Origin of the sequence: Brevibacterium sp. 239c (assembly GCF_900169365.1) — a bacterium.
Taxonomy (GTDB): domain Bacteria; phylum Actinomycetota; class Actinomycetes; order Actinomycetales; family Brevibacteriaceae; genus Brevibacterium.
Genome location: NZ_FXZH01000013.1, coordinates 66,944 through 87,922 on the forward strand (window position 1 = coordinate 66,944; position 20,979 = coordinate 87,922).

General features: G+C 61.5%; 15 protein-coding genes. 3 read left to right on the plus strand and 12 right to left on the minus strand.

Translation table 11 applies throughout. The features are described from left to right. Positions 1 to 4 precede the first annotated feature (4 nt). Positions 5 to 1,345 carry an aminotransferase class I/II-fold pyridoxal phosphate-dependent enzyme gene (locus tag BSP239C_RS12785; protein ID WP_101573452.1) on the plus strand — a complete coding sequence of 447 codons (1,341 nt, stop codon included), beginning with the start codon at positions 5 to 7 and terminating at the stop codon, positions 1,343 to 1,345. 1 nt (position 1,346) lies between these two features. Here the strand turns inward: BSP239C_RS12785 and BSP239C_RS12790 are convergent, their stop codons facing one another. Then, positions 1,347 to 2,273: a hydroxymethylglutaryl-CoA lyase gene (locus BSP239C_RS12790; RefSeq protein ID WP_101573454.1), complete on the minus strand. Its 927-nt coding sequence runs from the start codon at positions 2,271 to 2,273 to the stop codon at positions 1,347 to 1,349. Beyond that, the gene (locus BSP239C_RS12795) at positions 2,270 to 3,547 is read right to left on the minus strand and encodes a hydroxymethylglutaryl-CoA reductase, degradative (RefSeq protein ID WP_101573456.1); all 1,278 of its coding nucleotides are present in this window, start codon (positions 3,545 to 3,547) and stop codon (positions 2,270 to 2,272) included. The genes BSP239C_RS12790 and BSP239C_RS12795 overlap by 4 nt, the downstream gene beginning before the upstream one ends. A gap of 186 nt (positions 3,548 to 3,733) precedes the next feature. Between BSP239C_RS12795 and BSP239C_RS12800 the strand changes: the two genes are divergently transcribed. Further along, positions 3,734 to 5,062 (plus strand): MFS transporter, encoded by a 1,329-nt coding sequence (locus BSP239C_RS12800; protein WP_180959017.1) that lies wholly within the window; start codon positions 3,734 to 3,736, stop codon positions 5,060 to 5,062. 2 nt (positions 5,063 to 5,064) lie between these two features. Here the strand turns inward: BSP239C_RS12800 and BSP239C_RS12805 are convergent, their stop codons facing one another. The 10 genes from BSP239C_RS12805 to BSP239C_RS12850 form a co-directional block, all read right to left on the minus strand. Beyond that, the gene (locus BSP239C_RS12805) at positions 5,065 to 7,029 is read right to left on the minus strand and encodes a helix-turn-helix domain-containing protein (RefSeq protein WP_180959018.1); all 1,965 of its coding nucleotides are present in this window, start codon (positions 7,027 to 7,029) and stop codon (positions 5,065 to 5,067) included. Between the two features lie 54 nt (positions 7,030 to 7,083). Next, the gene (locus BSP239C_RS12810) at positions 7,084 to 7,899 is read right to left on the minus strand and encodes an enoyl-CoA hydratase/isomerase family protein (RefSeq protein WP_101573462.1); all 816 of its coding nucleotides are present in this window, start codon (positions 7,897 to 7,899) and stop codon (positions 7,084 to 7,086) included. Beyond that, complete coding sequence (locus tag BSP239C_RS12815) at positions 7,896 to 9,158, minus strand: CaiB/BaiF CoA-transferase family protein (RefSeq protein WP_101573464.1); 1,263 nt, start codon at positions 9,156 to 9,158, stop codon at positions 7,896 to 7,898. Before BSP239C_RS12815 ends, BSP239C_RS12810 begins: the two co-directional genes overlap by 4 nt. Further along, positions 9,155 to 11,350: a hydantoinase B/oxoprolinase family protein gene (locus BSP239C_RS12820; RefSeq protein WP_219618899.1), complete on the minus strand. Its 2,196-nt coding sequence runs from the start codon at positions 11,348 to 11,350 to the stop codon at positions 9,155 to 9,157. The genes BSP239C_RS12815 and BSP239C_RS12820 overlap by 4 nt, the downstream gene beginning before the upstream one ends. Beyond that, entirely contained in the window at positions 11,347 to 13,434 is a 2,088-nt protein-coding gene (locus tag BSP239C_RS12825; RefSeq protein ID WP_101573466.1) for a hydantoinase/oxoprolinase family protein, read from the minus strand. The genes BSP239C_RS12820 and BSP239C_RS12825 overlap by 4 nt, the downstream gene beginning before the upstream one ends. A 271-nt stretch (positions 13,435 to 13,705) precedes the next feature. Next, positions 13,706 to 14,485, minus strand: a complete 780-nt coding sequence (locus BSP239C_RS12830) for a dipeptide/oligopeptide/nickel ABC transporter ATP-binding protein (RefSeq protein ID WP_101573468.1) — start codon at positions 14,483 to 14,485, stop codon at positions 13,706 to 13,708. Next, positions 14,482 to 15,354, minus strand: coding sequence for an ABC transporter ATP-binding protein (locus BSP239C_RS12835; protein WP_101573470.1), 873 nt, complete (start codon positions 15,352 to 15,354; stop codon positions 14,482 to 14,484). Before BSP239C_RS12835 ends, BSP239C_RS12830 begins: the two co-directional genes overlap by 4 nt. Beyond that, positions 15,351 to 16,928, minus strand: a complete 1,578-nt coding sequence (locus tag BSP239C_RS12840) for an ABC transporter substrate-binding protein (RefSeq protein ID WP_101573472.1) — start codon at positions 16,926 to 16,928, stop codon at positions 15,351 to 15,353. Before BSP239C_RS12840 ends, BSP239C_RS12835 begins: the two co-directional genes overlap by 4 nt. Beyond that, positions 16,925 to 17,941 carry an ABC transporter permease gene (locus tag BSP239C_RS12845; RefSeq protein ID WP_101573474.1) on the minus strand — a complete coding sequence of 339 codons (1,017 nt, stop codon included), beginning with the start codon at positions 17,939 to 17,941 and terminating at the stop codon, positions 16,925 to 16,927. Before BSP239C_RS12845 ends, BSP239C_RS12840 begins: the two co-directional genes overlap by 4 nt. Beyond that, positions 17,938 to 18,888 (minus strand): ABC transporter permease, encoded by a 951-nt coding sequence (locus tag BSP239C_RS12850; RefSeq protein ID WP_101573476.1) that lies wholly within the window; start codon positions 18,886 to 18,888, stop codon positions 17,938 to 17,940. The genes BSP239C_RS12845 and BSP239C_RS12850 overlap by 4 nt, the downstream gene beginning before the upstream one ends. Positions 18,889 to 19,519: 631 nt before the next feature. Between BSP239C_RS12850 and BSP239C_RS12855 the strand changes: the two genes are divergently transcribed. Beyond that, on the plus strand, positions 19,520 to 20,974 hold the full coding sequence (locus BSP239C_RS12855; protein WP_101573478.1) for an FAD-binding oxidoreductase: 1,455 nt from the start codon (positions 19,520 to 19,522) through the stop codon (positions 20,972 to 20,974). The last annotated feature ends 5 nt before the right edge of the window (positions 20,975 to 20,979 follow it).

Genomic DNA, 20,979 nt, shown 5'->3' on the forward strand with positions numbered 1-20,979 from the left:
GCTCATGCAGTCTGATAGATTCGAACGCGTGCTGGATGATGAGTTACGCCGCTCACAGACTGCCCGCGACATCGCCAACGCAGTCGCCTCGGCAGTGAGCTCGGGCGAGCTCCAGCCCGGAACTGCACTTCCCTCCATCCGCAGTCTCGCGATGACCAGCGGCGTCAGCCCGGCCACGGTCAGCTCGGCGTTTGCCATCCTTCGCCGCCGCAACGTCATCACCACGGCGCAACGACGACGCGCGAGAGTCACCTCGAAGCCAGCACTGCCGGTCACCCGGTCAATGCCTCTTCCACCCGGCGCCAAGGACGTCTCTTCGGCTTCTCCCGACGCGGCTCTTCTGCCAGATCTGGGCAGACTGCTCAGCGACGACCTCTGGCAGCCCACCGCCTACAGCACAGACATCTGGGATCCTGCACTTCACCGAGCGATGAGCGAGGCATTCCTCGCCGACGGAGTTGAGGGCGAACTCACTCCGACCAACGGGTCGCTCGATGCGATAGAGAGAATCCTCTCTGCCATCACCCACCCAGGCGATGCGGTTGCCGTGGAGGACCCTCTGTGGAGCTCGATGCTCTCGCTCGTTCGCGTCCTCGGCCTAGAAACGGTCCCGGTGGCGGTCGACGACCATGGCATGAAGCCGGAGGCGCTCGAAAGAGCACTCAAAGCTCGCAAGTGCTCTGCGGTGATCCTGACTCCGCGCGCGCAGAATCCATACGGCTCGGCCCTAAATGCCGATCGCGCGGCCGCACTGCGTGCCGTGCTGGACAAGGATCCCTCGCTGTTCATCATCGAAGACGATCACGCTAGCCTCGTTGCCGGAAGCCCCATGCAGACAGTCACGACCGGTCGCGAACGATGGTCCATCACTCGGTCTGTCAACAAAGCCCTCGGCCCGGACCTCAGGCTCGCCGTGACCGCCAGTGATCCCCAGACAGCGGAACAGGTCCAGGGCCGTTTCATAGTCGGCCCCGGCTGGGTGAGCCACTTCCTGCAGCGACTGGTAGCCCGAGCACTGAACGATGACGCAGTCGCCGCGCGAATGCGAGAGGCCGAGAGCGAATACACGGCTCGACGCGATCAGCTCATCGGTGCCCTGGCCGCTCACGGCATCGAGGCTCATGGAACGAGCGGAATGAACGTCCTCATCTCCGTCGACGACGAAACCGCAATCAGCTCTCACCTGCTGGTGGCAGGATGGAGCGTGCGCTCCGGCGCACCCTTCCGTCTTGAATCTCCTCCATTCCTCCGTGTCAGCGTCTCTCAAATATCTCCGGAGGACGTCGAACGGTTTGCGGACACCCTGGTCGAGATCATGCACAGCAGCCGCAGCTCGAGGTACTGACTCACACCGAGAGTGCGCGCAAAACGGATGATGGAGAAGCTCGGCCGAGAAGCTCGGCCATCCGCCTGCTCGCCTCGACCACGGACTGCAGGTCCACCCCTGTGCGGATGCCCATGCCCTCAAGCATCCAGACCAGATCTTCGGTGGCGAGATTGCCCGTCGCACTGCCGGCGAACGGGCATCCGCCAAGACCGCCAGCAGCCGAGTCGAAGATGCGAATGCCGCTGTCAAGGCCCGCAAGGACGTTGGCGAGCGCCTGCCCGTAAGTATCATGAGCATGCAGCGCGAGGCGCGTCCGCTCCTCTGGGGTGAACCTGCCGAGGAGTTCACGAACGTGCCCTGCGGTGGCGACCCCGATCGTGTCGCCGAGGCTGACTTCGCTGCACCCCGCCGCGAAAAGACGACGAGCGACGGTGAGAACATCGTCGCTCGGCACCCGCCCTTCCCACGGATCACCGAAGCACATCGAAACATATCCACGGACCTGCAGCCCTGCGGCCAGCGCCGCGGAAGTCACCTTCTCGGCGGTGGCCAGAGCCTCCTGCCATCCGGTGTTGAGGTTGTTTCGGGCGAAGCTCTCCGTTGCGCTGACGAAGACTGCGATGGATTCGACGCCCGCGGCCAGCGCCCGGTCGAGGCCGCGCTCGTTCGGAACGAGGACGGGCAGATGCACTCTCTTGAGGTGACGAACCCCTGCGCACACCTCGGCGGAATCCGCCAGTTGCGGAACCCATTTCGGGGACACAAAACTCGTTGCCTCGACCGTGTCGAGTCCGGCATTCGCAAGTCGTTCGATGAACGCGACCTTGTCCTCGGTTGCGATGATCTGATCTTCGGCCTGCAGCCCGTCACGCGGTCCCACCTCGCAGATCGCCACCTCGGGGGTGGTCGACGTCGTGGGGTGAGGATCAGGGAATGCCGGTGTCATGCCCGTAACTCGTTGAGCAGCTCGACGGCATGTTCGACGCGGACCGCGCCATCGGAGACCAACCGTTCGACGATCTGGTCGACCTCGTGCGGCTGCGCACCTGCAGTGACGGCAACATTACGTGCGTGCAGGGACATATGGCCGCGTTGAATCCCTTCAGTCGCAAGTGCCCTCAATGCGGCAGCGTTCTGCGCAAGTCCGACCGCCATGATCACGGAGGCGAGCTCGGCCGCTGTCGCTACCCCAAGCACCGACACCGCGGTCTTCGCGGCCGGGTGGACACTTGTTGCCCCGCCCACGAGCCCAACCGGCATCGGGAGCTCCATCGTGCCGACGAGATTGCCCTCACCGTCGACTTCGTAATGCGACATCGCAGAATAGAGGCCCTGCGCCGCCGCATGGGAATGGGCTCCGGCCTCGACTGCTCGCGTGTCATTTCCGGTTGCCGACACCACCGCAGTGATTCCGTTCATGATCCCCTTGTTGTGGGTCGCGGCCCGATAGGAGTCAGCGACCGCAAGCTCGGCCGCGTCGAGCATATCTTCGACGACATCGGCACCGCCGAGGAGTTCTGCGTCGAAGACACCGCGCACCCGGGTGAGGCGCCGGTCCGCCTTGTTCGTGAGAATACGCAGCAGCGGACGCCCACCAGCAATCTCGCCCAGCCTCGGAGCCACGGCCTCTGCCATCGTGTTCACGGCATTGGCGCCCATGGCGTCGCGCACATCGACGACGAGGTGAACAACGACATAGGTCCCTCGCCTGCTCGGCACGAGGCGAACGATGATGTCACGAACGCCGCCGCCGACCTCGACCAGTCGGGGATCTTGGCTGTCGGCGAGGGCGCTGATCTCTTCCGTCGATTCGAGCAGCCGCAGGCGAGCGGCTTCGGGGTCAGTGACGTCGAGGAGTTGAATCTGCGCCTGAATCAGGGGATCTGTCTGCGACGTGGTGAATCCGCCGGTCCCACGTGTCATCCTCGCGAGATTGCTCGCCGCTGCAACGACAGAAGGTTCCTCCGTCGCCATCGGAACGAGCACATCTCTTCCATCGACGAGGAAGTTCGTCGCGATCCCGATCGGTGTGCCGAGTACACCCACAACGTTCTCGATCATGCGGTCGGCCTGGTCGAGCAGCAACCCCGACTCAGGGTTCCACGTCTCGAAACGAGACTCTGAAAGGCCCGAGACCTCGGCTACTTCGGCCCGTCTCTGGCTGACTGAGTACTTTCGGAATCCCGAAATCCTACTGCTCCGCGCCGCGTCACTGCTCACGCTGTTCCTCCACTTATGGCTCTCATCGATTGTCTGACGTGGTCACTGTAAGTGCCATGCCCAGTGCCGCGGTATGGCCGAAAGTCCATGCGCGCTCTCCTCATCATGGGCAGCCTGCCATACCTGCTTCAGCGCGCATGGGACACGATATGGCTGTCACGTCCGCTGCTCTCGATGAGGAGAACAATGTTCACGCCCAATTCCGATGCGCCCCCAGAGATCTCCGGGCCCGAGCCCGCCCCGGTGAACGAGGGTGGGAGACACGCACCTGAACCGAGCATGCGGACCATCGCCTTCTCGAGCCTGATGGGCACGACGGTCGAATGGTTTGACTTCTTCGCCTATTCGACTGCCGCGGCACTCATCATCAATTCGCTGTTCTTCCCCGATTACGACCCCATCGTCGGTACGATCCTCGCCTTCGGCGGTATCGCAGTCGGCTACTTCGGACGCCCACTCGGATCGATCGTCTTCGGGCATTTCGGCGACCGCATCGGTCGCAAGACCATGCTGGTCCTTTCGCTCATGCTCATGGGAGGTGCAACGTTCGCCATCGGACTCCTCCCGACTTACTCACAGATCGGAGTTGCGGCACCGCTGCTGCTCATGTCATTGCGCTTCGTCCAGGGCTTCGCTCTGGGCGGCGAATGGGGCGGGGCCGTCCTCATCGTCGTCGAGCACGCACCGGCCAGACGCAGAGGACTGTATGGGAGCGTGCCTCAGATCGGCCTCGCACTCGGTCTGACTCTGGCAACGTTGATCTACCTCGGCCTAGACCAGCTTCCTGACGCGGAATTCGCGTCGTGGGGCTGGCGCGTGCCCTTCCTCGCCAGCGCTGCACTGGTCATCGTCGGACTGCTCATCAGGATGCGGATCTCCGAGACTCCGGAGTTCCAGGCTCTGCAAGCAGAAGGACGCAGCTCACGCATGCCGATCGTGGATGCGCTGAGAACACATTGGCGTGAGATCATTCTTGCCGCACTGAGCTTCGCGGGCATCGGCGCGGTCTTCTATATGCTCTTCACCTTCAGCCTCACGTATGGGACCGAGTACATCGGCTTCGATCGAGGTCTGATGCTCATGATGGCAACGGTCTGCTCGCTGCTCTCTATCGTCGGGCTGCCGATCGCCGGACGGCTGGCGGACGCATACGGGGCCCGGAAGGTATTCGGAGTCGGATCCGCGGCCATTGCCGGCACAGCCCTCCCGTCGTTCTGGCTCATCGACATCGGCAATGCCGGGCTGGCCTTCCTCGGCTATCTTCTCGCCACAATTGCGTTCTGTGCCGCCTATGGCACCCTCGGAGTCCTCTATGCGGACGCCTTCGACGCTCGAGTCCGATACACGGGTATCTCTCTTGCTCTGGGGCTCGGCACCATTCTCGGTTCGGCCTTCGTCCCCATCATCTATCTGGAACTGCTGTCGACGTTCGGCGGATCGTGGGCGATCAGCGTCTATATGATCGTCGCCGGTGCGATCTCGTTGGCAGCCTCGGCACTGCTTCGCCGACGCTGAGATCAAGTCGCGGTTGCCGGGCCCGACAGATTCTGCGCAGACTCGATGAGTCCGCTTCTGAGCCTGCGCAGTCGTACCGCCGCATGCATCCGAAAACGATACTCGGGATCGGCGAAGGCACCGCCGGTGAGTTCGCCGATCCGCTCCAGTCGCTGTTGGATGGTGTTTTTGTGGACGTGGAGTTCTCGTGCCGATCCGCTGCCGCTCTCCCCGTTGTCGAAGTACGCGCTCAGGGTGCCGAAGAGGTCTGTCCCCCTGCGTTCGTCCCAGGCGACGATCGGTCCGAGCATCTCGGCGATGAACTGCTCAGCTGAACCGGGGTCGGATGACACCAAGGCCTGATACGGAGCAAAGGAGACGGCAGGCACGCTCACACCCTCGACACCAAAGGAAGGAAGGAGCTCCAGGCATCCTGTGACCCTCTCGACGGCTTTGAGAATGCCTGAAGAAGTCACTTCGGAGTGAACGGCGGTCGTGCGGTTGCGGTTCTCAGCTTCGAGGTGCTCGCGCAGGGCCTCAGTGCGCTTCCCTCCATCCGCCGCTGCCCACAGAACTATCAGGTGCTCGCCGCGCATCGCGAACAGGCCAGAATCTCCGATGAGCTGAACGAGGCGTCGAGATCGGCGACTGAGCTCACCGCCGGGCGACCACAGGGCTGACGCCGATTGGAGGGGGCCCGCGAGCGAATCGAGCTCGTCGGCAGGGTCGGCCCGAGCAAGTTCGGTGCCGTCGAGGATGTCGTTGAGGATACGAGACCGCCGGCTCGCACGGGCGCTGTCGACCGCCTCCTGTTTCAACGACAGCAGAGCGGCCACATGCGCCGCGCGTTCGAGCAATCTACCCTCGACGTCCCGTCGCTGTCCGGAAGTCACAGGCACTACGATCGCGCCGGTCACGGAATCTGCACCGACGATAGCGACGACGATCCACTCTGTGCCTCCGGCATTGACCGTGGTGCACCGTCCACTGTCGCGACTCTCAGCGACCGCAGAGGCAAGGAGACGTGGTGGAGGAGCCGACCCGCAGTCGCTCGGCGACGACGACACTCTCCGCAGGCGGGCATCGAGCGCGATGACCGGTCGGTTCAGCGCCTGGGAGAGCGTGGCAGTGATCTCCCCGATCGAGCCACCCGCTACGACAGCTGCTGTGAGGGTCTCGTGAACTCGATTCGCGCGTTCCATGTCGGTGACGTGATCCGCAAGCTCACGATAAGCCTGTTCTGCTCTCTGGGCCGCAAGTTCGCTGTTGCCGAGTAGACGCGCAGAATTGAGCGCCAGCGCGGCGTGGTCGGCAAAGGCCGACAGAAGAGCGATCTGCTCAGGGGTGTATTCGTGGTCGAAGCGATTGCAGGCGAACAGTGCACCGATGATCTCGTCACCGACCATCATCGGAACCCCGAGGAATGAAACTAGGCCCTCTGCCTCAACTGCCGCATCGATGCTCGGATCCCGCGGTGCCGCGATCATCTCTTCGTATCGTGCGACCCACACCGGAGCCCGCGCCTTCACCACCTTGTTCGCCAGTCCTTTTCCGGCTGGGACGAAGAGATCCCTGAAGATCTCGGTGACTGTGCCGACGGAATGTCTGACTCGCATGCCGTCTGCACCGGCTTCCGTCTCGGCGAGATAGGTGACATCGGTGCCGATGAGCTCATGGGCTCTCTGCACCAGCCTGCTGAGCACTGTGCCGACGTCATGGAGCTGGACGAGTTCACGCGCCGTCGCAAGCAGCCCGGTCAGCTCCTGTGAGCGGCGACGAAGATGGGATCTGGTGCTCTGCAGTTGCCCGACTGCATCGGTGACCTGTCTCGATCTCTCGGGGCTGATCCCCTCGGACCGGACTCGATCGTCGAGGGTTCTGAGGGCATCCTGCTGCTCCGAATTCGCAGCTCTGAGGAGTTCGACAACCGTGTCAGTCGAGAGTCGATCGACCTCAGATGACCCGTCATACGAACCCAGTTGCTCCATAAGCTCATCATAGTTCTCGTGCACCGACATCATCGTCGCCGCAGTCCCTTCAGGTCAGCCCCTCTCATGCCCCTCCGGCGGTTGCTTCGTTGCCTCTGTCCTGCTGGGGAACCGAGGAGTTCGCCCCTCGGAGAAGGCTGCCAGCCCCTCCTTCGCATCTGGACTCGCGAACGCTTGTTGACCGTAGAGGGCCTCGGCGTGAAAAGCGGCATTCAACGGCATCTCGGACAATTGAGCCGTCGCAGATTTGATGACGGAGAGCGAGGTCCCACTGCATTCGAGCAGCCGGTGGGCAAGTGCGAACGCCTCGTCGAGAAGGTCGCCTGCCGGTACCACTCTGTTGACGAGGCCTCGACGTTCAGCGGTCACTGCATCAACTGGCTGCCCTGTAAGCAGCAGCTCCATCGCCCAAGGATAGGGAATCTGCCGGGTGAGGCGGGCCAGAGTTCCTCCCGCAGGAACGACCCCCACTCCCGCCTCCGGCAACCCGAAGCGTGCGGTATCTGCAGCAATCCGAAGATCCGTAGAGAGCATGATCTCAAAGCCACCGCCCAGGCAGAGCCCGTTCACCGCCGCGATGACCGGCTTGAACAGGCGCGAGTGCTTCTGGTGGGCGCCGTCCCACTCAGAAATGTCGAAGCGTTCCTCGGCCAGAGCAGGAATCGATTCTTTCAGGTCGGCACCCACGCAGAACGCCCGATCCCCGGCGCCAGTGAGGATGGCGACTCCGATCGCGGGATCGTCGCGTATCTCGTCAAAGACATCGGACAGCTCGTCATACATGGCCAGCGTGAGCGCGTTGAGCTTTTCCGGGCGGTCGATCGTGATGACTCCCACGCCGTCGGAACGTTCGAGAATGATCCCGCTCATCGGACAGTGCCCTCCGCTCGCATTGCCGCGATACCTTCATCGTCATATCCCGCCAGCTCTCGCAGGACAGCATCGGTGTGCTCTCCCGTCAATGGGGCCAGCGCCCGAGTCAGCGGTGGCGTGCGGCTGAGCTTGATCGGCGAACCGAACATCCGCAGCGGGCCGTGGTCGGGATAGTCGACTTCGACGACCATGTCTCGAGCGGCGATCTGCGGATCGTCGACAACCTCGGCGATGTCCTTGACCGCGCTGAGCGGAAGGGAATCCCCGGCGAGCTCTTCGAGCTCCGTCTTCGTCCTGTCGGCGAACCAATGGTTGATCAGCGGGCGCACCTTGAGCTCGTAGACCTCGTCGTCGAACCGTGCGGCCATGGTTGCAAGCTCGGGATCATCTGCCTGATCGGCTGTTCCGAAGGTTTCGCAGCTCAGACGCCAGAATTTGTCGGTGTATCCGCCGAAGAACACGTATCCGTCCTTGCACGGAAAGAGCTCGTAGGGCCGAACAAAGGGATGCTGGTTGCCAAGCGGCTGTGGGACCGTGCCCCCGACGTCATAGGCGACTACCGCATTCTCGGTGAGGCTGAGGACTGAATCCTGCTGAGAGATGTCGACGAGCTGACCTTCTCCAGTCGCTTCAGCGTGCCGAAGAGCGGCAAGCGTCCCGATCACCCCATAGAGGCTTGCCGAGAGATCCCCGATGATCGTTCCGACGCGAGTCGGCGGTCCGCCCTTCTCGCCGTTCATCGACCACAGCCCGCCTGTTGCCTGCGCGCTGTTGTCGTAAGCGGGTTTGCGCCGATAGGGGCCTGTCTGCCCATAGCCGGACAGCGCTGTGTAGATGAGCTTCGGATTGACGGTGCGCAGATTGTCCCAACCGAGGCCGAGTTTGTCCATCGTGCCTGCGCGGAAGTTCTCGACCAACACGTCTGCCCGTTCGGCAAGTCTGCGCAGCGCCTCCTTGCCCTCCTCATGGCGGAGGTTGAGAGTGAGACCCAGCTTGTTTCTGTTGTACTGCGCGAAGAAGCCGCTCACCGGCTCGCCGGCGTCCCCGGTCCTCAGCTCAGGGGGGAAGCCCCGGGTGTAGTCAGGGTCATCCGGATGTTCGATCTTGATGACTGTCGCACCCAGATCGGCCAGTACCTCCGAGCAGTAAGGGCCGGCAACAACTCGAGTGATGTCGAGCACCACAACTCCGTTGAGCGCCCCAGGGGCTGCGGATTCCTGACGCAGAGCGGTCAGGAGTCGATCAATTTCTGTCATGCTCTCTCCTCTGTCGGTTCGACGAGCACCCTTGCCGAGAGCAGTGTGCCGCATTCGGGGCTGAACAGTTCTTCGATGAGGATGCGCTCGCTCTTTGAACAGCGTTCTCTGGCACGGACGCCGAGTTCGCCAAGGCGCTGGGCGGCAGGAGTGCGAACGCGCACCGCCGCGTCTCTCCAATCGTCGGCATCGCCGAGACGCGCCCCGGAAGATGGGCAGTACCAACCCTCCTCATCACGCTTCGGTGCCGCAAGATCTCGAGCAGGGGAATCAACGTCTGTAGTCAGTACACCCGGTTCCTCACCCGGTTCCTCACCCGACGCTGAAACTCGGACGCTGCGAATTCGCCTGCGCTCCCGAGCAGTCGCCGACGAGTCGACCTTCTCTTCTCCAGATGGGTCTGGTCGGAGGATGACGCCATACACCTTGCGCGCGACAGTGGCGGTGACATAACCGTTGATGACATCGCTCAACACCGCCTCAGGATCTCGCAATAGGGGATCACCGAAGCCTCCACCTCCGGCGATCCATTGCACCAGCACATCCTGGTTACGGATCGTCACCGACTGCTGATTGATACCCAGCAATTCATTATCGCCGAAGGTGAGACGGTCCTCTGTCGGAACAACGCCATTGAGCAGTGCGAATGCAACATCGGTTTCCCTCAGGACTCGATGGCCGCTGCCACCGCCTGGCAGGCCTCCAGCGAAACCGTCCGCAACAACTGCCGAATTCGGGGCAAAGACTGTCTGCGTCACTTCCTGTGCCCCATGCAGTGTCCACGCGAATTGGAGTCCGAGCCCACCACGATGTGCCCCATGACCGGCGCTATCCACATTGAGCTGTTTCCACAGATAGAGGACAGGGTAGAGCATTTCGTTCATCTCAACGTCCGGAAGCATATTGTTGACCTGGGTCATCATTCCGGCACAGTCGAGACCGTCACGCATCGGCTGCGCACCTGAGCCCATTCCTCCGCCGTCCATATTGAACAGAACGAAGAACTCTCCGTCATCGTCCGTGCCGGCCGAAATTCCTCCCGTCCAGGAATCCGCCCACACGCCTTGAGCGCGGCCAACGATCTCGTCATCCGCACTCCGGCTGCAGGCCTCGCTCAGCAGCTTGGTGATGACTCTGCTGACCCGAGCACCCGTCGTCAGATGTCCGTTGCTGATCGGCGCAGGCGGAACCGGTTTGACGATCGACCCGGTTTCCGCCTCCACTCCGAATGCGGTCATCACGCCCTCGTTGAACGGCACGTCCCAGGCGAGAATAGGCACCACCGCCGAGGCAACACTTCCGACAAGAGCACCGAAGCTGCAGTTCACGAATCCATCGGTCTGTGGACTCGACCCGGTAAAGTCGAAATCGATTCGATCAGCCGTCTTCGTCATCGTGCAGGCGACCCGAAAGAGCTCATCGACGTGGCCGTTGTGCTCCGTCCACTCTTCCGCTTGGTACACACCGTCCGGAATGCGAGAGATGCGGGATCGCACCACCTTTTCCGCCAGCTCGAAACTCATGCGTGTGCACTCTTTGAACTCGTCGATCCCGAACTCGTCGATTGAGGCGAGCAGACGTCGTATCCCCGTGTTATTGCTTGCGATGAGTGACCGCACATCATTCCAAAACAGTGCTGGGACCCGCACATTATTTAGTATCAGACGCCTGACGGCTTCTACGGGTTCACCGCGATCGAAGATCTTGACCCCCGGAGGCAATCGAAGTGCTTCGCTGTAACAGTCATAGGCCCCGGGCGCGAAACCCCCAGCGGTCATTCCGCCGACGTCGACGAGGTGAGCCTGCGACTGCGCCCATCCGACCAGTTCGTCGCCAGCAAAGATCGGCGAGATGATGTTCGTATCCGGTGGGTGGCTTGCTCCTGACGTGTGCGGGTCGTTGCTGATGAAAGCGTCGCCCGGGTAAACCGGTTCGTCGCCGATGGTCTTAACGAGTTCTTGGACCGCCACGCTGCCGGACCCGATGTGGAATTGGACGAAGTCCGAGTAGGCGTATATGCGACCATTTGGATCGAAGAGGGCCGTGTTGAAATCACCTGCCTCTGTGATGACAGGAGAACCGGAGGAGCGAATCATAGCGATACCCATCTCTTCGACGATGGAATCCAACCGCATGCGGATGACCTCGAGGCGGATCGGATCGATTCTCGTATCAGATGTCGTCACGTTCATGACTGATCTCCTTGCAGGTGGACAGATTTGGCCGGCGAATCGAGTCTGATCAGGAAGTGCCCCTGTGAGGTGGTTTCGACTGAAGCTCCGGACGGAACGTAGATGGTGGTGTCTGGCTCTTCCAGAAGGCAGGGGCCGTCGACCATGCCTTCTGTGCTGAAGCCTCGATAGACGCGCGCCTCGACCCGATCTCCATGTGGTTCGAGTATCGTTCGGCGGAAGTCTGAGGCAGTGTGCGACGATCCGTCGCCTGACATGCTGGCACTCTGCACTTCGCTGTACCCCACTGCCCTCACTCGCGAGTTGACCAGCAGCAGTTCGGCCTCAGTCCAGGCAGTTCCGGTTCCGAATTCGGACTCATAGTCCTTCACGAACTGTGTGCGCAGCCCTTCCTTGTCGGCTTCGGAGAACGGCCCCGGAGGCAGTGTGGTCGTGACTTCGAAGATCTGTCCCACGAACTTCATGTCTGCCTCTCTTGTGAGTTCGCGCCGACAGTCGGGAATCTTTTCGGAGGAGAACCACTCTTCAGCGCGAGCCTCGAGCTGAGCGAACTCCTTCTCGAGATCGTCCGCCGCTGAAGTTAGGGTCCAAGGGCTTGTCCGTACGGCGGAATAGACCGAGTCTGCGTGCATCAGACCATAGGCGGAAAACACAGCCGCATTCCTGGGGATGACGATCTCAGACACTCCGGCTTCGCGTGCGAGAGCGGCTGCGAAGAGCCCGGTGGCTCCCCCAAATCCTACTAATGTGAATTCTCGAGGGTCGTGACCTCGATTGACGGTGATCTTTCTCAGCGCGTTCGACATCTGCGAAGCCGCCAAACGGTAGATTCCCTGAGCTGCCTCATCTGCATCGAGTCCAAGCGGCTCTGCCACCTGCTTCTCAATGGCGCGTCGAGCGCGCTCAAGATAGAGGGGCACTGTTCCCGCGAGGTAGTACTCGGGATTTATCAGCCCCAGAGTCAATGCCGCATCTGTGACTGCAGGATGTTCTCCACCTTCCCCGTAGCATGCAGGGCCGGGAACCGAGCCAGCGCTGTGCGGCCCGACTCGCATCAGTCCCCGACCATCGACCCACGCGAGGCTGCCTCCACCAGCACCGATGGTCTCGATGTCGACGGCGGTCAGACTTGTCGGCATGCCGCCGACTTCGGCTCGAGGAAGGACACGAAACTCTCCGCCGACAATTGCGGCCGAGTCAAGGCTCGTTCCTCCCATGTCTGCAGTCAGGATCTTGGTCCGGCCAAGTTCTTCTCCGAGCATTCTCGCCCCGGTCACCCCTCCGACCGGCCCGGAGTTGAACATCGAGATCGGCGCCTTCGATGTCTCTTCGACCGAGAGAAACCCGCCGTGCACCTGCATGATCTGGATGGGGGTACGCAGCCCAGACGCTTTGAGCCTCCGATCGAGTTCGTGGAAATGCTCGACGACTAAGGGTTTGACCGCTGCGTCCAGCGTTGTCGTGACCATCCGCTCATATTCTCTGTACACGGGGGTCAATCTGCTTGAAAGCGTGTACGGCACCCCCGGGTAGTGCTCATCGATGTATTCGGCCAGAGCCTCTTCATGCGCAGAGTTTCTGAATGACCACAGAAGACAGATGGCGATAGATTCGGCGTCCGAGGCAATGGCCGCCTCGACGGCCCTCTCAATGCCTTCAGGTGAAAGCTGAAGCAGCACATTTCCATGCGTGTCGATCCGTTCCGGCACCTCGAAGATCCTCTTGCGTTCGACGACATCAGGTGGCGGAGCCATGGCATGGGGATCACGTTCATCCGTGCGAGCCGAACGGGCGATCCGCAAAGTATCGCGAAATCCTGCTGTCGTGAGAAGCGAGACGCGGGCGTATTTCTGCTCATCGACCGCATTCGTCACTATGGTGTTTCCCAGAACGAAGCGTTCGATCTTCGGCACGAACTCCTCTTCATTACGCCCCAAGCGATCGCGAAGCACCTCGAGTGCGCTGAGAATCCCCGTCGTCACATCCTTGGTGGAGAATGCTTTCGCTGTGTAAGCTCGTCCGTCTTCAATTGCCACGGCGTCGGTGAATGTTCCGCCGACGTCTATTCCCACATGCAGCGCCATAATGAGCTCCTGCCTCTCCGTTGAGCGTGTTGTAAATGACCAGACCGTCACCGGCCGAACTGTTCACTCGAGGCTAGAACGAGGACGATGCGGCGAACATATGACGAAGGCACAAACCTGCAGGCGGAACTATGGCCGAATCGCCACTATCGCACCGTGCACAACTCGATGACGTCGCCGACTTCCTGACTGGCAGTGCGCTGGGCATGACCCCAATGCCAGATCTGGGCTCCCATGAGAACCTGTCCCCAGCTCCTCCGCCACGGACCGGTCAGCTCCGATAGAGCCCGGGCATCGAGGAGACCAGCTGCCGAGTGTATTCGTTCTCTGGGGTGTCCATGATTGAGTCACCGGCACCCTGCTCGACGATCTTCCCCCGCTCCATCACCGCGATGCGGTGGGACAGGTGGCGGACAACTGCGAGGTTGTGCGAGATGAACAGATAGGTCATTCCAGTGGCATTCTGGATCTCGCCGAGGAGGTTGAGGACCTGAGCCTGGACCGAAACGTCGAGCGCCGAGGTCGGCTCATCCAAGACGATGAGCTCCGGCTCGGTGATGATCGCCCTTGCGATCGCGATGCGCTGGCGCTGTCCACCGGAGAATTCGTGTGGCAGGCGGTCGAGCACGTCTCGTTCGAGTCCCACAGATTCCAACGCATCGGTGGCTCTTCGGTCCCATTCGGCTCGCGGGCTCCTGGCGGATCGCAGAGGTTCGACAAGTGTTCGACGCACCGAGAACCTCGGATCCAGCGAGTCATTCGGGTCTTGGAAGACCATTCGCACCGTTCTCCGGTAGGCCCTCCGGCGTCTCTTCGGAAGGTGGGTGACATCCTGCCCATCCATGACGATGGACCCCCGAGTCGGTGCATCCATTAGTGTGATGGCGCGAGCGAGGGTGCTCTTCCCACACCCCGATTCTCCAACTAGCCCAAAAGTCTGACCTTGGGGAACCTCCAGAGAGACTCCGTCAAGGGCACGGAACTTGTTCTTGCCGTGGCCGTAGTCTTTGACGAGGTCGATTGCGGCGATCTTCGGCGTACTCTCACTCATGCGTCTTCCAACTCCTGGATGGTCTGCCGTCTGACGGCATCGATGGTTGCCAGGGGCGAACGTGGCGATAACGCTCTGCGCGGAAGGCTCTCCAGCAGAGCTCGTGTGTAAGGGTGCTCGGGTGCATCGAGAACTGCTGCAGCTCGACCACGTTCGACGATTCGTCCCTGGTACATCACAGCCACCCGATCGCACACCTCGCTGACTATTCCCAGGTCATGGCTGATGAAAAGAATTCCGATTCCGGTTTCGTCTCGCAGATCACGGAAGATCTTGAGGATCTGTGCCTGGACCGTGACGTCCAAGGCCGTTGTTGCCTCGTCGGCCACCAGCAGCCGTGGTCCAGCCACCATCGCCATCGCAATCACCACTCTTTGTCGCTGACCGCCCGAGAGCTCATGCGGGAATGCACCGATACGTCGCTTGGCATCCGGCATTCTCACCGCTTCGAGTAGTTCGAGAGCGCGCGCGTCTGCCTCCTGCTTAGTCGGATGGCCGTGTATGTAGAGCGCCTCGGCAATCTGATCGCCGATCCTCACGCACGGGTTGAGAGCTGTCATCGGTTCCTGGAACACCATGCCGGCATTCCGACCTCGGACCTCGGCCCATTCCGTCTCTTTGGCTCCGATCATGTCCCGACCAGCCACCTCGAGTCTCTCAGCGGAGACCACTGCCGAATCCGGAAGGAGGCCGAGAGCAGCATGGGCGATGCTTGATTTTCCGCTGCCGGACTCGCCGATGAGGCCGACGATCTCTGAGCTGCCCACAGTCAGGCTGACGTCGCTGACGACGTTGTTTCCCGAACCGTAGTGCAGGTCCATCCCCTCGATGGCGAGGGCGTCGTTTCCTCCCGCCTGTACCCGGTTCATTGCGACATCCAAGCGGTGCGCAGCGCAATTCGAGACGTGCTGTAGTCAGTGGAGTAGTCCTTGAGGACGTCTTGATTCCATACTTCGAAGTCCGACGGGACAGCCATTGGAACGATCACAAGTGCCTCCTCGGCGACGTTGTCTGCGAGATCTTGGATGAGCCGCGCCTTCTTGTCCTCATCGGTTTCCTTCTTCGCTTCGGCCAGCAGCTCCATGGCCTTGGCAGCGTCAGGATTGTCCTTCCACTGGTTGAGCGCACCATTCTCTGACAGGAACGAGTCGTAGTAGAAGGTCGGATCCGGCTTGTACGACCAGGGCAGTGAGACCAGGCCGTCAAAGCTCTGTCCCGACGTGAAGATCGGACTCAGCTCGCTCGTTGATTTCGCTTTGAGGCTGACTTTGATACCGACGTCCGAGAGTTGCTGCTGCATGAGCTCGTAGATCGGGTGCTGTGATTGGGAGGTGTCTCCGAAGTACGACAGCTCAATGGTGGGGTGGGGTGTCTCAGCCTCTTGGAGCAGCTGTTTGGCCTTGTCCAGATTGCGCTGGTAGTTGGGAGTACTGTCCGTGACCGCTGGGGCAGCAGGGTCGCCTGCGGGCGCCGCGTACGAGACTTCACCGTCACCGTACTGAGCGGTCTTGATGAGCACGTCCCGGTTAAGTGCCAGTGACACCGCCTGCCTGACCTTCTTGTCCTTCAAAGGGCCGGATGTCGGGTTGATGAAGATCGGCAGAGCCTGGGTGGAATAGGTCTTGCCCAGCGTCCAGTTGCCGAATGCGGCCTGCTTCGCTGTGACGCCATCGGTGAAGCTCGCTGCGTCGACACTGCCCTGTTGGACCGCTGCCAATCTCGTGCTGTCATCTGGAATGATGCGAAACTCTATTCCGTCCAATCTGGGCTGGTCCTTCGCCCAATACTCGTCATTCTTCTCAAACGTCATCGAAACTCCGTCCTGCCAATCCGTGAGTACGAACGGACCCGTGCCGTAGCTGCGCTTCTCACGGTCTTCTTTGGACGCCTTCGCGTATCCATCGGAGCTGACCATAAGGAATAGCTCCCTGTTGGCCAGAGCGTTGACGAAGGTGCTGTCTGCCTGATTGAGAGTGAGCTCGACGCTGTACTCATCGAGCTTCTTCGCCGATTTCAGACTGGGCAGATATGCGGCTTTGCCTGAGGTCGACTTCATGTACTGCTCGAACGAATAGACGACATCGTCGGCATCGAAGGCAGACCCGTCTGCGAACTTCACTCCCTCTCGCAGCTGGAAGCGGTAGGTCGTCTCGTCTTCTTGAGAGTAGGACACCGCCAGCTCTGGCTGGATCTTCCCCGCCTCGTCCTTCGACAGCAGAGGCTCGTACGCCTGGTCCATGAGGTGCTGGCCTGCGATGGACGATGCGATCACCGGGTCGATGCCTCCTGCCGGGGGCTGGATAGCAATGGCATATTTCAATGTGCCGCCGTCGGTAGGAGGGCCGTCGGCACTTGTCGATGAGGTGTTCCCGCAGGCAGTCACACCAATGAGCATGGCCGCGGCCGACACCACGGCAATGGACGAGCGAATGCTTCTCTTCATCGTCGTGTCCTTTCAGATCCGGTCGATACGACGTATTCGGGTTTATGCGCGGTTTCTGTTCCTGTCGAATCTGTGTGGTCCGCGGTGCCCGCCGGCGACGGAGTCTTCGACTTGCGAAGGATCGTGGGCCCACCTCGTGAACCGGGCAGACCGACATCGACACGGGGCGCAAGGTATTCCTGAGCACCGTCGGCCAGCAGATTCCACGCGATGGCGAGGACGACAATGAGCAACGTGGGCAAGATGACGAGGAGGGGGTCGATCTGCATGAATCTCGTCGATTCGCTAATCATTCTTCCCGCCGATGGATTGGGAGCAGGCACTCCCTGTCCCAGGTAGCTCAGCGCAGCCTCGACGAGCACGACGGTCGAGGCCACCGTGGCGAAATTGATGGCGAGCGGAGTGAAGGCGTTCGGAAGGAGGTGGGTGAGCGCGATGCGCACCGGGCCCACCCCGTTCATCTCCGCGGCCCGAACGAAGTCACGCTCTTTGAGGACGAGCACTGGCCCCCTCGTTACTCGGGCGAATGACGGAGCGAAGACGATGCCAAGGGCGAAGACGAGTGGCAGCGGCCCGGTTCCAAAGGCCACGCCCACGATCAGGGCGACCAGAATCGCTGGAATGGAGAGCACAGTGTCGACGATCCGCATGATCACTGAGTCGACCCACCCTCCGGCATAGCCGGCGATCAGGCCAAGAATTGTGCCGACGACCCCGGCGAGCACGGCGGTACCGGCAGAGATGAGGAGGGACAGGCCAGCAGCGATGCCCATTCGCACGAGCAGGTCTCGGCCGACGTGGTCGGTGCCGAGCGGATGCTGTCCCGACGGCAGGAGCAGGGGGTCGCCGACGGTTTCGTTCATCGGAAACGTTGGTGTCAGAAGCATCACCAGCGCCCAGCAGACGAGCAGTCCGAGGATGACGGCACCCGCAATCATAGACGGCGCCTTGCGCAGGCCTGACCGCTTGCGTGCTCGCGGTATCCGGGCAATGCCGGTGTTCGGATTGGTCATGACGCCAGGCTCCTTACGCGTGGATCGATGATCGGGTACATCAGATCGATGACGAAGTTGATGAGCACGTACACACAGCCGATGAGAAGAACACAGGCCTGAATCACCGGATAGTCCGAGGATCGAATCGCATCGACGAGCGTCGTACCGAAGCCAGGCAGTGAGAACACGGTTTCAACGACCACCGTCCCTCCCACGAGAGTGCCGAGCTCGATCCCGACCACGGTGGTGACCGGGATGAGTGCATTCCGAAATGCATGCCGGGTGATAATGCGCCCGGGGAGGGCCCCTTTAGCTCGAGCGGTCTTCACGAAGTCCTGCGAGAAGGTGTCGAGGAGTGTTCCGCGCAGGTAGCGCATGATCACCGCTGCCATCACGACACCCAGCAGCAGCGCCGGCAAGAGAAAGACGCTCAGATTCCTCACCGGATCCTGTGCGAATGGAACATAGCCGAAGAGCTGAGCCCGCACGGTCAGGGAGTTGAGCAGAAGCAGCACCGTGCCGAGGGCGAATGGTGGGATCGCCAGGAACGCGAAGCTAAGGAATCGACTGCTGGTGTCGAACACACCGTTGATTCGACGAGCCGCCCACAATCCGACGGGGATGCCGATGACCAGACCGATGACCGTGGCCATGATAGCCAGTTCAATGCTCACTGGCATCCGACCGGCCACCAGCTGCATGACAGTGTAGGGCTTTGTCAGGGACTGACCGAAGTCCCCTTGGAGGACACCGCCGATCCACGAGAAGTACTGGATCCAGAACGGTCGGTCCAGGCCCAGCTCGTGGCGCAGAGAGGCGATCACTGCTGGGTCGGGGTTGTTCTGGTCAACCAAAGCAGCGACGGGATCACCCGGAATGGCTCGCACCATCGCGAACACCATGAGCGACAGGAGGAAGAGAACGAAGAGTGAGGAACCAACCCGTTTGATCAGGTAGTGGAGCACGACTGGTCTCTCCTTCGACTCATGAGCAGAGTCCGGGCGGCAGAGTCGCCGCGACGGTCAAGCACTCGCTCGCGGGCCCTGCCCGGGGACTTCTCGGACGTGCACAAACGAAAAGTGAACATTCTGTACTATCACACTTTCTTTCTGTACTGAATCATTGATTGTGAACTGTAACACACTGAGATTTCTGCGGTGTTTCGTCCGCACACGGATGTGGAAGAGGCGTACCGGAGCACGGATCACGCTCACCCGGTCGACTCGGGCTGAGCCTGGTCATCCCGAAGCGAGCCGGGTCAACTCGGGGCGAGCGGATTCGTGCGAGAGTCCTCGCCCATGTCGACCGCGATGGCGCGAGTGCGCGCAATGTCGCCGTCGTTTGCTGCCAGAGGTGTCATATCGGATTCCTGTCTCATCTTTGAGAGCGTTGGGTCGGCCACACGCGAATCGTCATGCGGCAAGATCGACCGTAAGACGAATGAACACCGATGGGTATGTGGAATAGCCACAGACACGCCTGCCCGCTCATAGGAAGACGACCACTCGCCGTCAGCAGCGCCACAGTGGAAAACTCGGGGTGGCATCGGCGTGCACACCATTTACACACGTCATCGGAGTGGGATAGAACTGGTCCATGTCCTACTTCAACGGCGAAGCCTCGCACTGGCTCGCGCAGTCACCCGCCGAGCCTCATACTTCCTCCCCGCTTCCCACCGAGAAGCAGGATCTTGTCATCGTCGGCGGCGGTATGACCGGGCTGTGGTCCGCCTACTATGCCCGGCAAGCCCACCCCGACTGGCAGATCACCATCATCGAAGCCAAGCACATCGGCTTCGGCGCCTCGGGTCGCAACGGTGGGTGGCTCTCGACTCTGTTACCCGGCAACCGGGCCAAGTACGCCGAGGCGGTCGACCGTGCCCGAGCCACAGACTCCACGGGTCCGGTTGGCTCGGCAGACCAGGACGGGGTGGAATCGGTGAAGTCGTTCCAGTCGGCTCTGTTCGACTCGATCGACGAAGTCCTCGAGGTGCTCGACCGGGAGACCATCGACGCCCACCAGATACGCGGCGGCCACATCGACATCGCGCAGACCGAAGCGGGAATGGCCAGAGTCCACGAACTCTTCGCCGCCAACCGGCAATACGGCTATGGCCCGCAGGACATGCAGCTCCTCGGTGCGGAGGAGACACGGACACGCATCAGGGTCGATGGCGCCCAGGGCAGTGTGTTCGTCCCGGGCACGGCCCGCATTGACCCGGCTCTTCTGGCCCAGGGACTCGCCCGCGTGCTCCGTGCTCAGGGAGTGACGATCTGCGAAGACACGACCGCCGGCCACATCGGCAAAGGCGTCGTGTCGACGAATCGCGGCCCGGTCACCGGGCACACGATCTTCGTGTGCCTCGAGGGCTACTCGGACACCGTCCGCGGCGACCTGCCGGGGTTGCAGGGACGCCAGGTCATTCCCGTGTTCTCGTCGATGATCGCGACCAACCCGCTCCCCGCCTCGGCGTGGGAGGACATCGGTTGGCACGGCAGGGAATGTTTGGGCGATACCGCGCACACCTTCATCTACGCTCAGCGCACTGAGGACGACCGAATTGCCCTGGGCGGGCGCGGAGCACCGTACGAATTCGGCTCCGGCCTGCCCGGTCAGGGTCAGGTTCCCACCGAGGTGGTCGAACTGCTGCGCACCCGCTTGGGTTCGCTGTTCCCCGAGCTCGACTTCGAGGTGTCCCATGCGTGGCGGGGCGCGCTAGGAGTCACCCGGGACTGGTGTGCCGGGATCTTCTTCGACAACAGTCAGCGCATCGGTGTCGCTCGCGGCTACGCCGGCCACGGTGTCACGGCGACACATCTGGCGGCGAAGACCCTGATCGACCGGGCCGCCGGCATCTCGACTCCACTGACATCTCTGCCGTGGAACGACCACTATTCGGGGCAGTGGGAACCGGAGCCGATCCGATGGCTGGGAATTCGCTCGATGTACAAGATCCTCAACTTCGCCGACGACTGGGAACGCATCACCGGCGCAAAGAAGACGAGCCTGCTCGCACAGTTCGGCTCAAGGCTGGCCGGACTTCACGAATAGCGACA

What these genes read in the sequence shown, in the direction of transcription:
- BSP239C_RS12830 (WP_101573468.1), bottom strand. Translation starts at nt 14,485, where the DNA reads ATGAGTGAGAGTACGCCGAAGATCGCCGCAATCGACCTCGTCAAAGAC.
- BSP239C_RS12800 (WP_180959017.1), top strand. Translation starts at nt 3,734, where the DNA reads ATGTTCACGCCCAATTCCGATGCGCCCCCAGAGATCTCCGGGCCCGAG.
- BSP239C_RS12855 (WP_101573478.1), top strand. Translation starts at nt 19,520, where the DNA reads ATGTCCTACTTCAACGGCGAAGCCTCGCACTGGCTCGCGCAGTCACCC.
- BSP239C_RS12825 (WP_101573466.1), bottom strand. Translation starts at nt 13,434, where the DNA reads ATGGCGCTGCATGTGGGAATAGACGTCGGCGGAACATTCACCGACGCC.
- BSP239C_RS12815 (WP_101573464.1), bottom strand. Translation starts at nt 9,158, where the DNA reads ATGACAGAAATTGATCGACTCCTGACCGCTCTGCGTCAGGAATCCGCA.
- BSP239C_RS12840 (WP_101573472.1), bottom strand. Translation starts at nt 16,928, where the DNA reads ATGAAGAGAAGCATTCGCTCGTCCATTGCCGTGGTGTCGGCCGCGGCC.
- BSP239C_RS12785 (WP_101573452.1), top strand. Translation starts at nt 5, where the DNA reads ATGCAGTCTGATAGATTCGAACGCGTGCTGGATGATGAGTTACGCCGC.
- BSP239C_RS12835 (WP_101573470.1), bottom strand. Translation starts at nt 15,354, where the DNA reads ATGAACCGGGTACAGGCGGGAGGAAACGACGCCCTCGCCATCGAGGGG.
- BSP239C_RS12820 (WP_219618899.1), bottom strand. Translation starts at nt 11,350, where the DNA reads ATGAACGTGACGACATCTGATACGAGAATCGATCCGATCCGCCTCGAG.
- BSP239C_RS12845 (WP_101573474.1), bottom strand. Translation starts at nt 17,941, where the DNA reads ATGACCAATCCGAACACCGGCATTGCCCGGATACCGCGAGCACGCAAG.
- BSP239C_RS12810 (WP_101573462.1), bottom strand. Translation starts at nt 7,899, where the DNA reads ATGAGCGGGATCATTCTCGAACGTTCCGACGGCGTGGGAGTCATCACG.
- BSP239C_RS12790 (WP_101573454.1), bottom strand. Translation starts at nt 2,273, where the DNA reads ATGACACCGGCATTCCCTGATCCTCACCCCACGACGTCGACCACCCCC.
- BSP239C_RS12805 (WP_180959018.1), bottom strand. Translation starts at nt 7,029, where the DNA reads ATGGAGCAACTGGGTTCGTATGACGGGTCATCTGAGGTCGATCGACTC.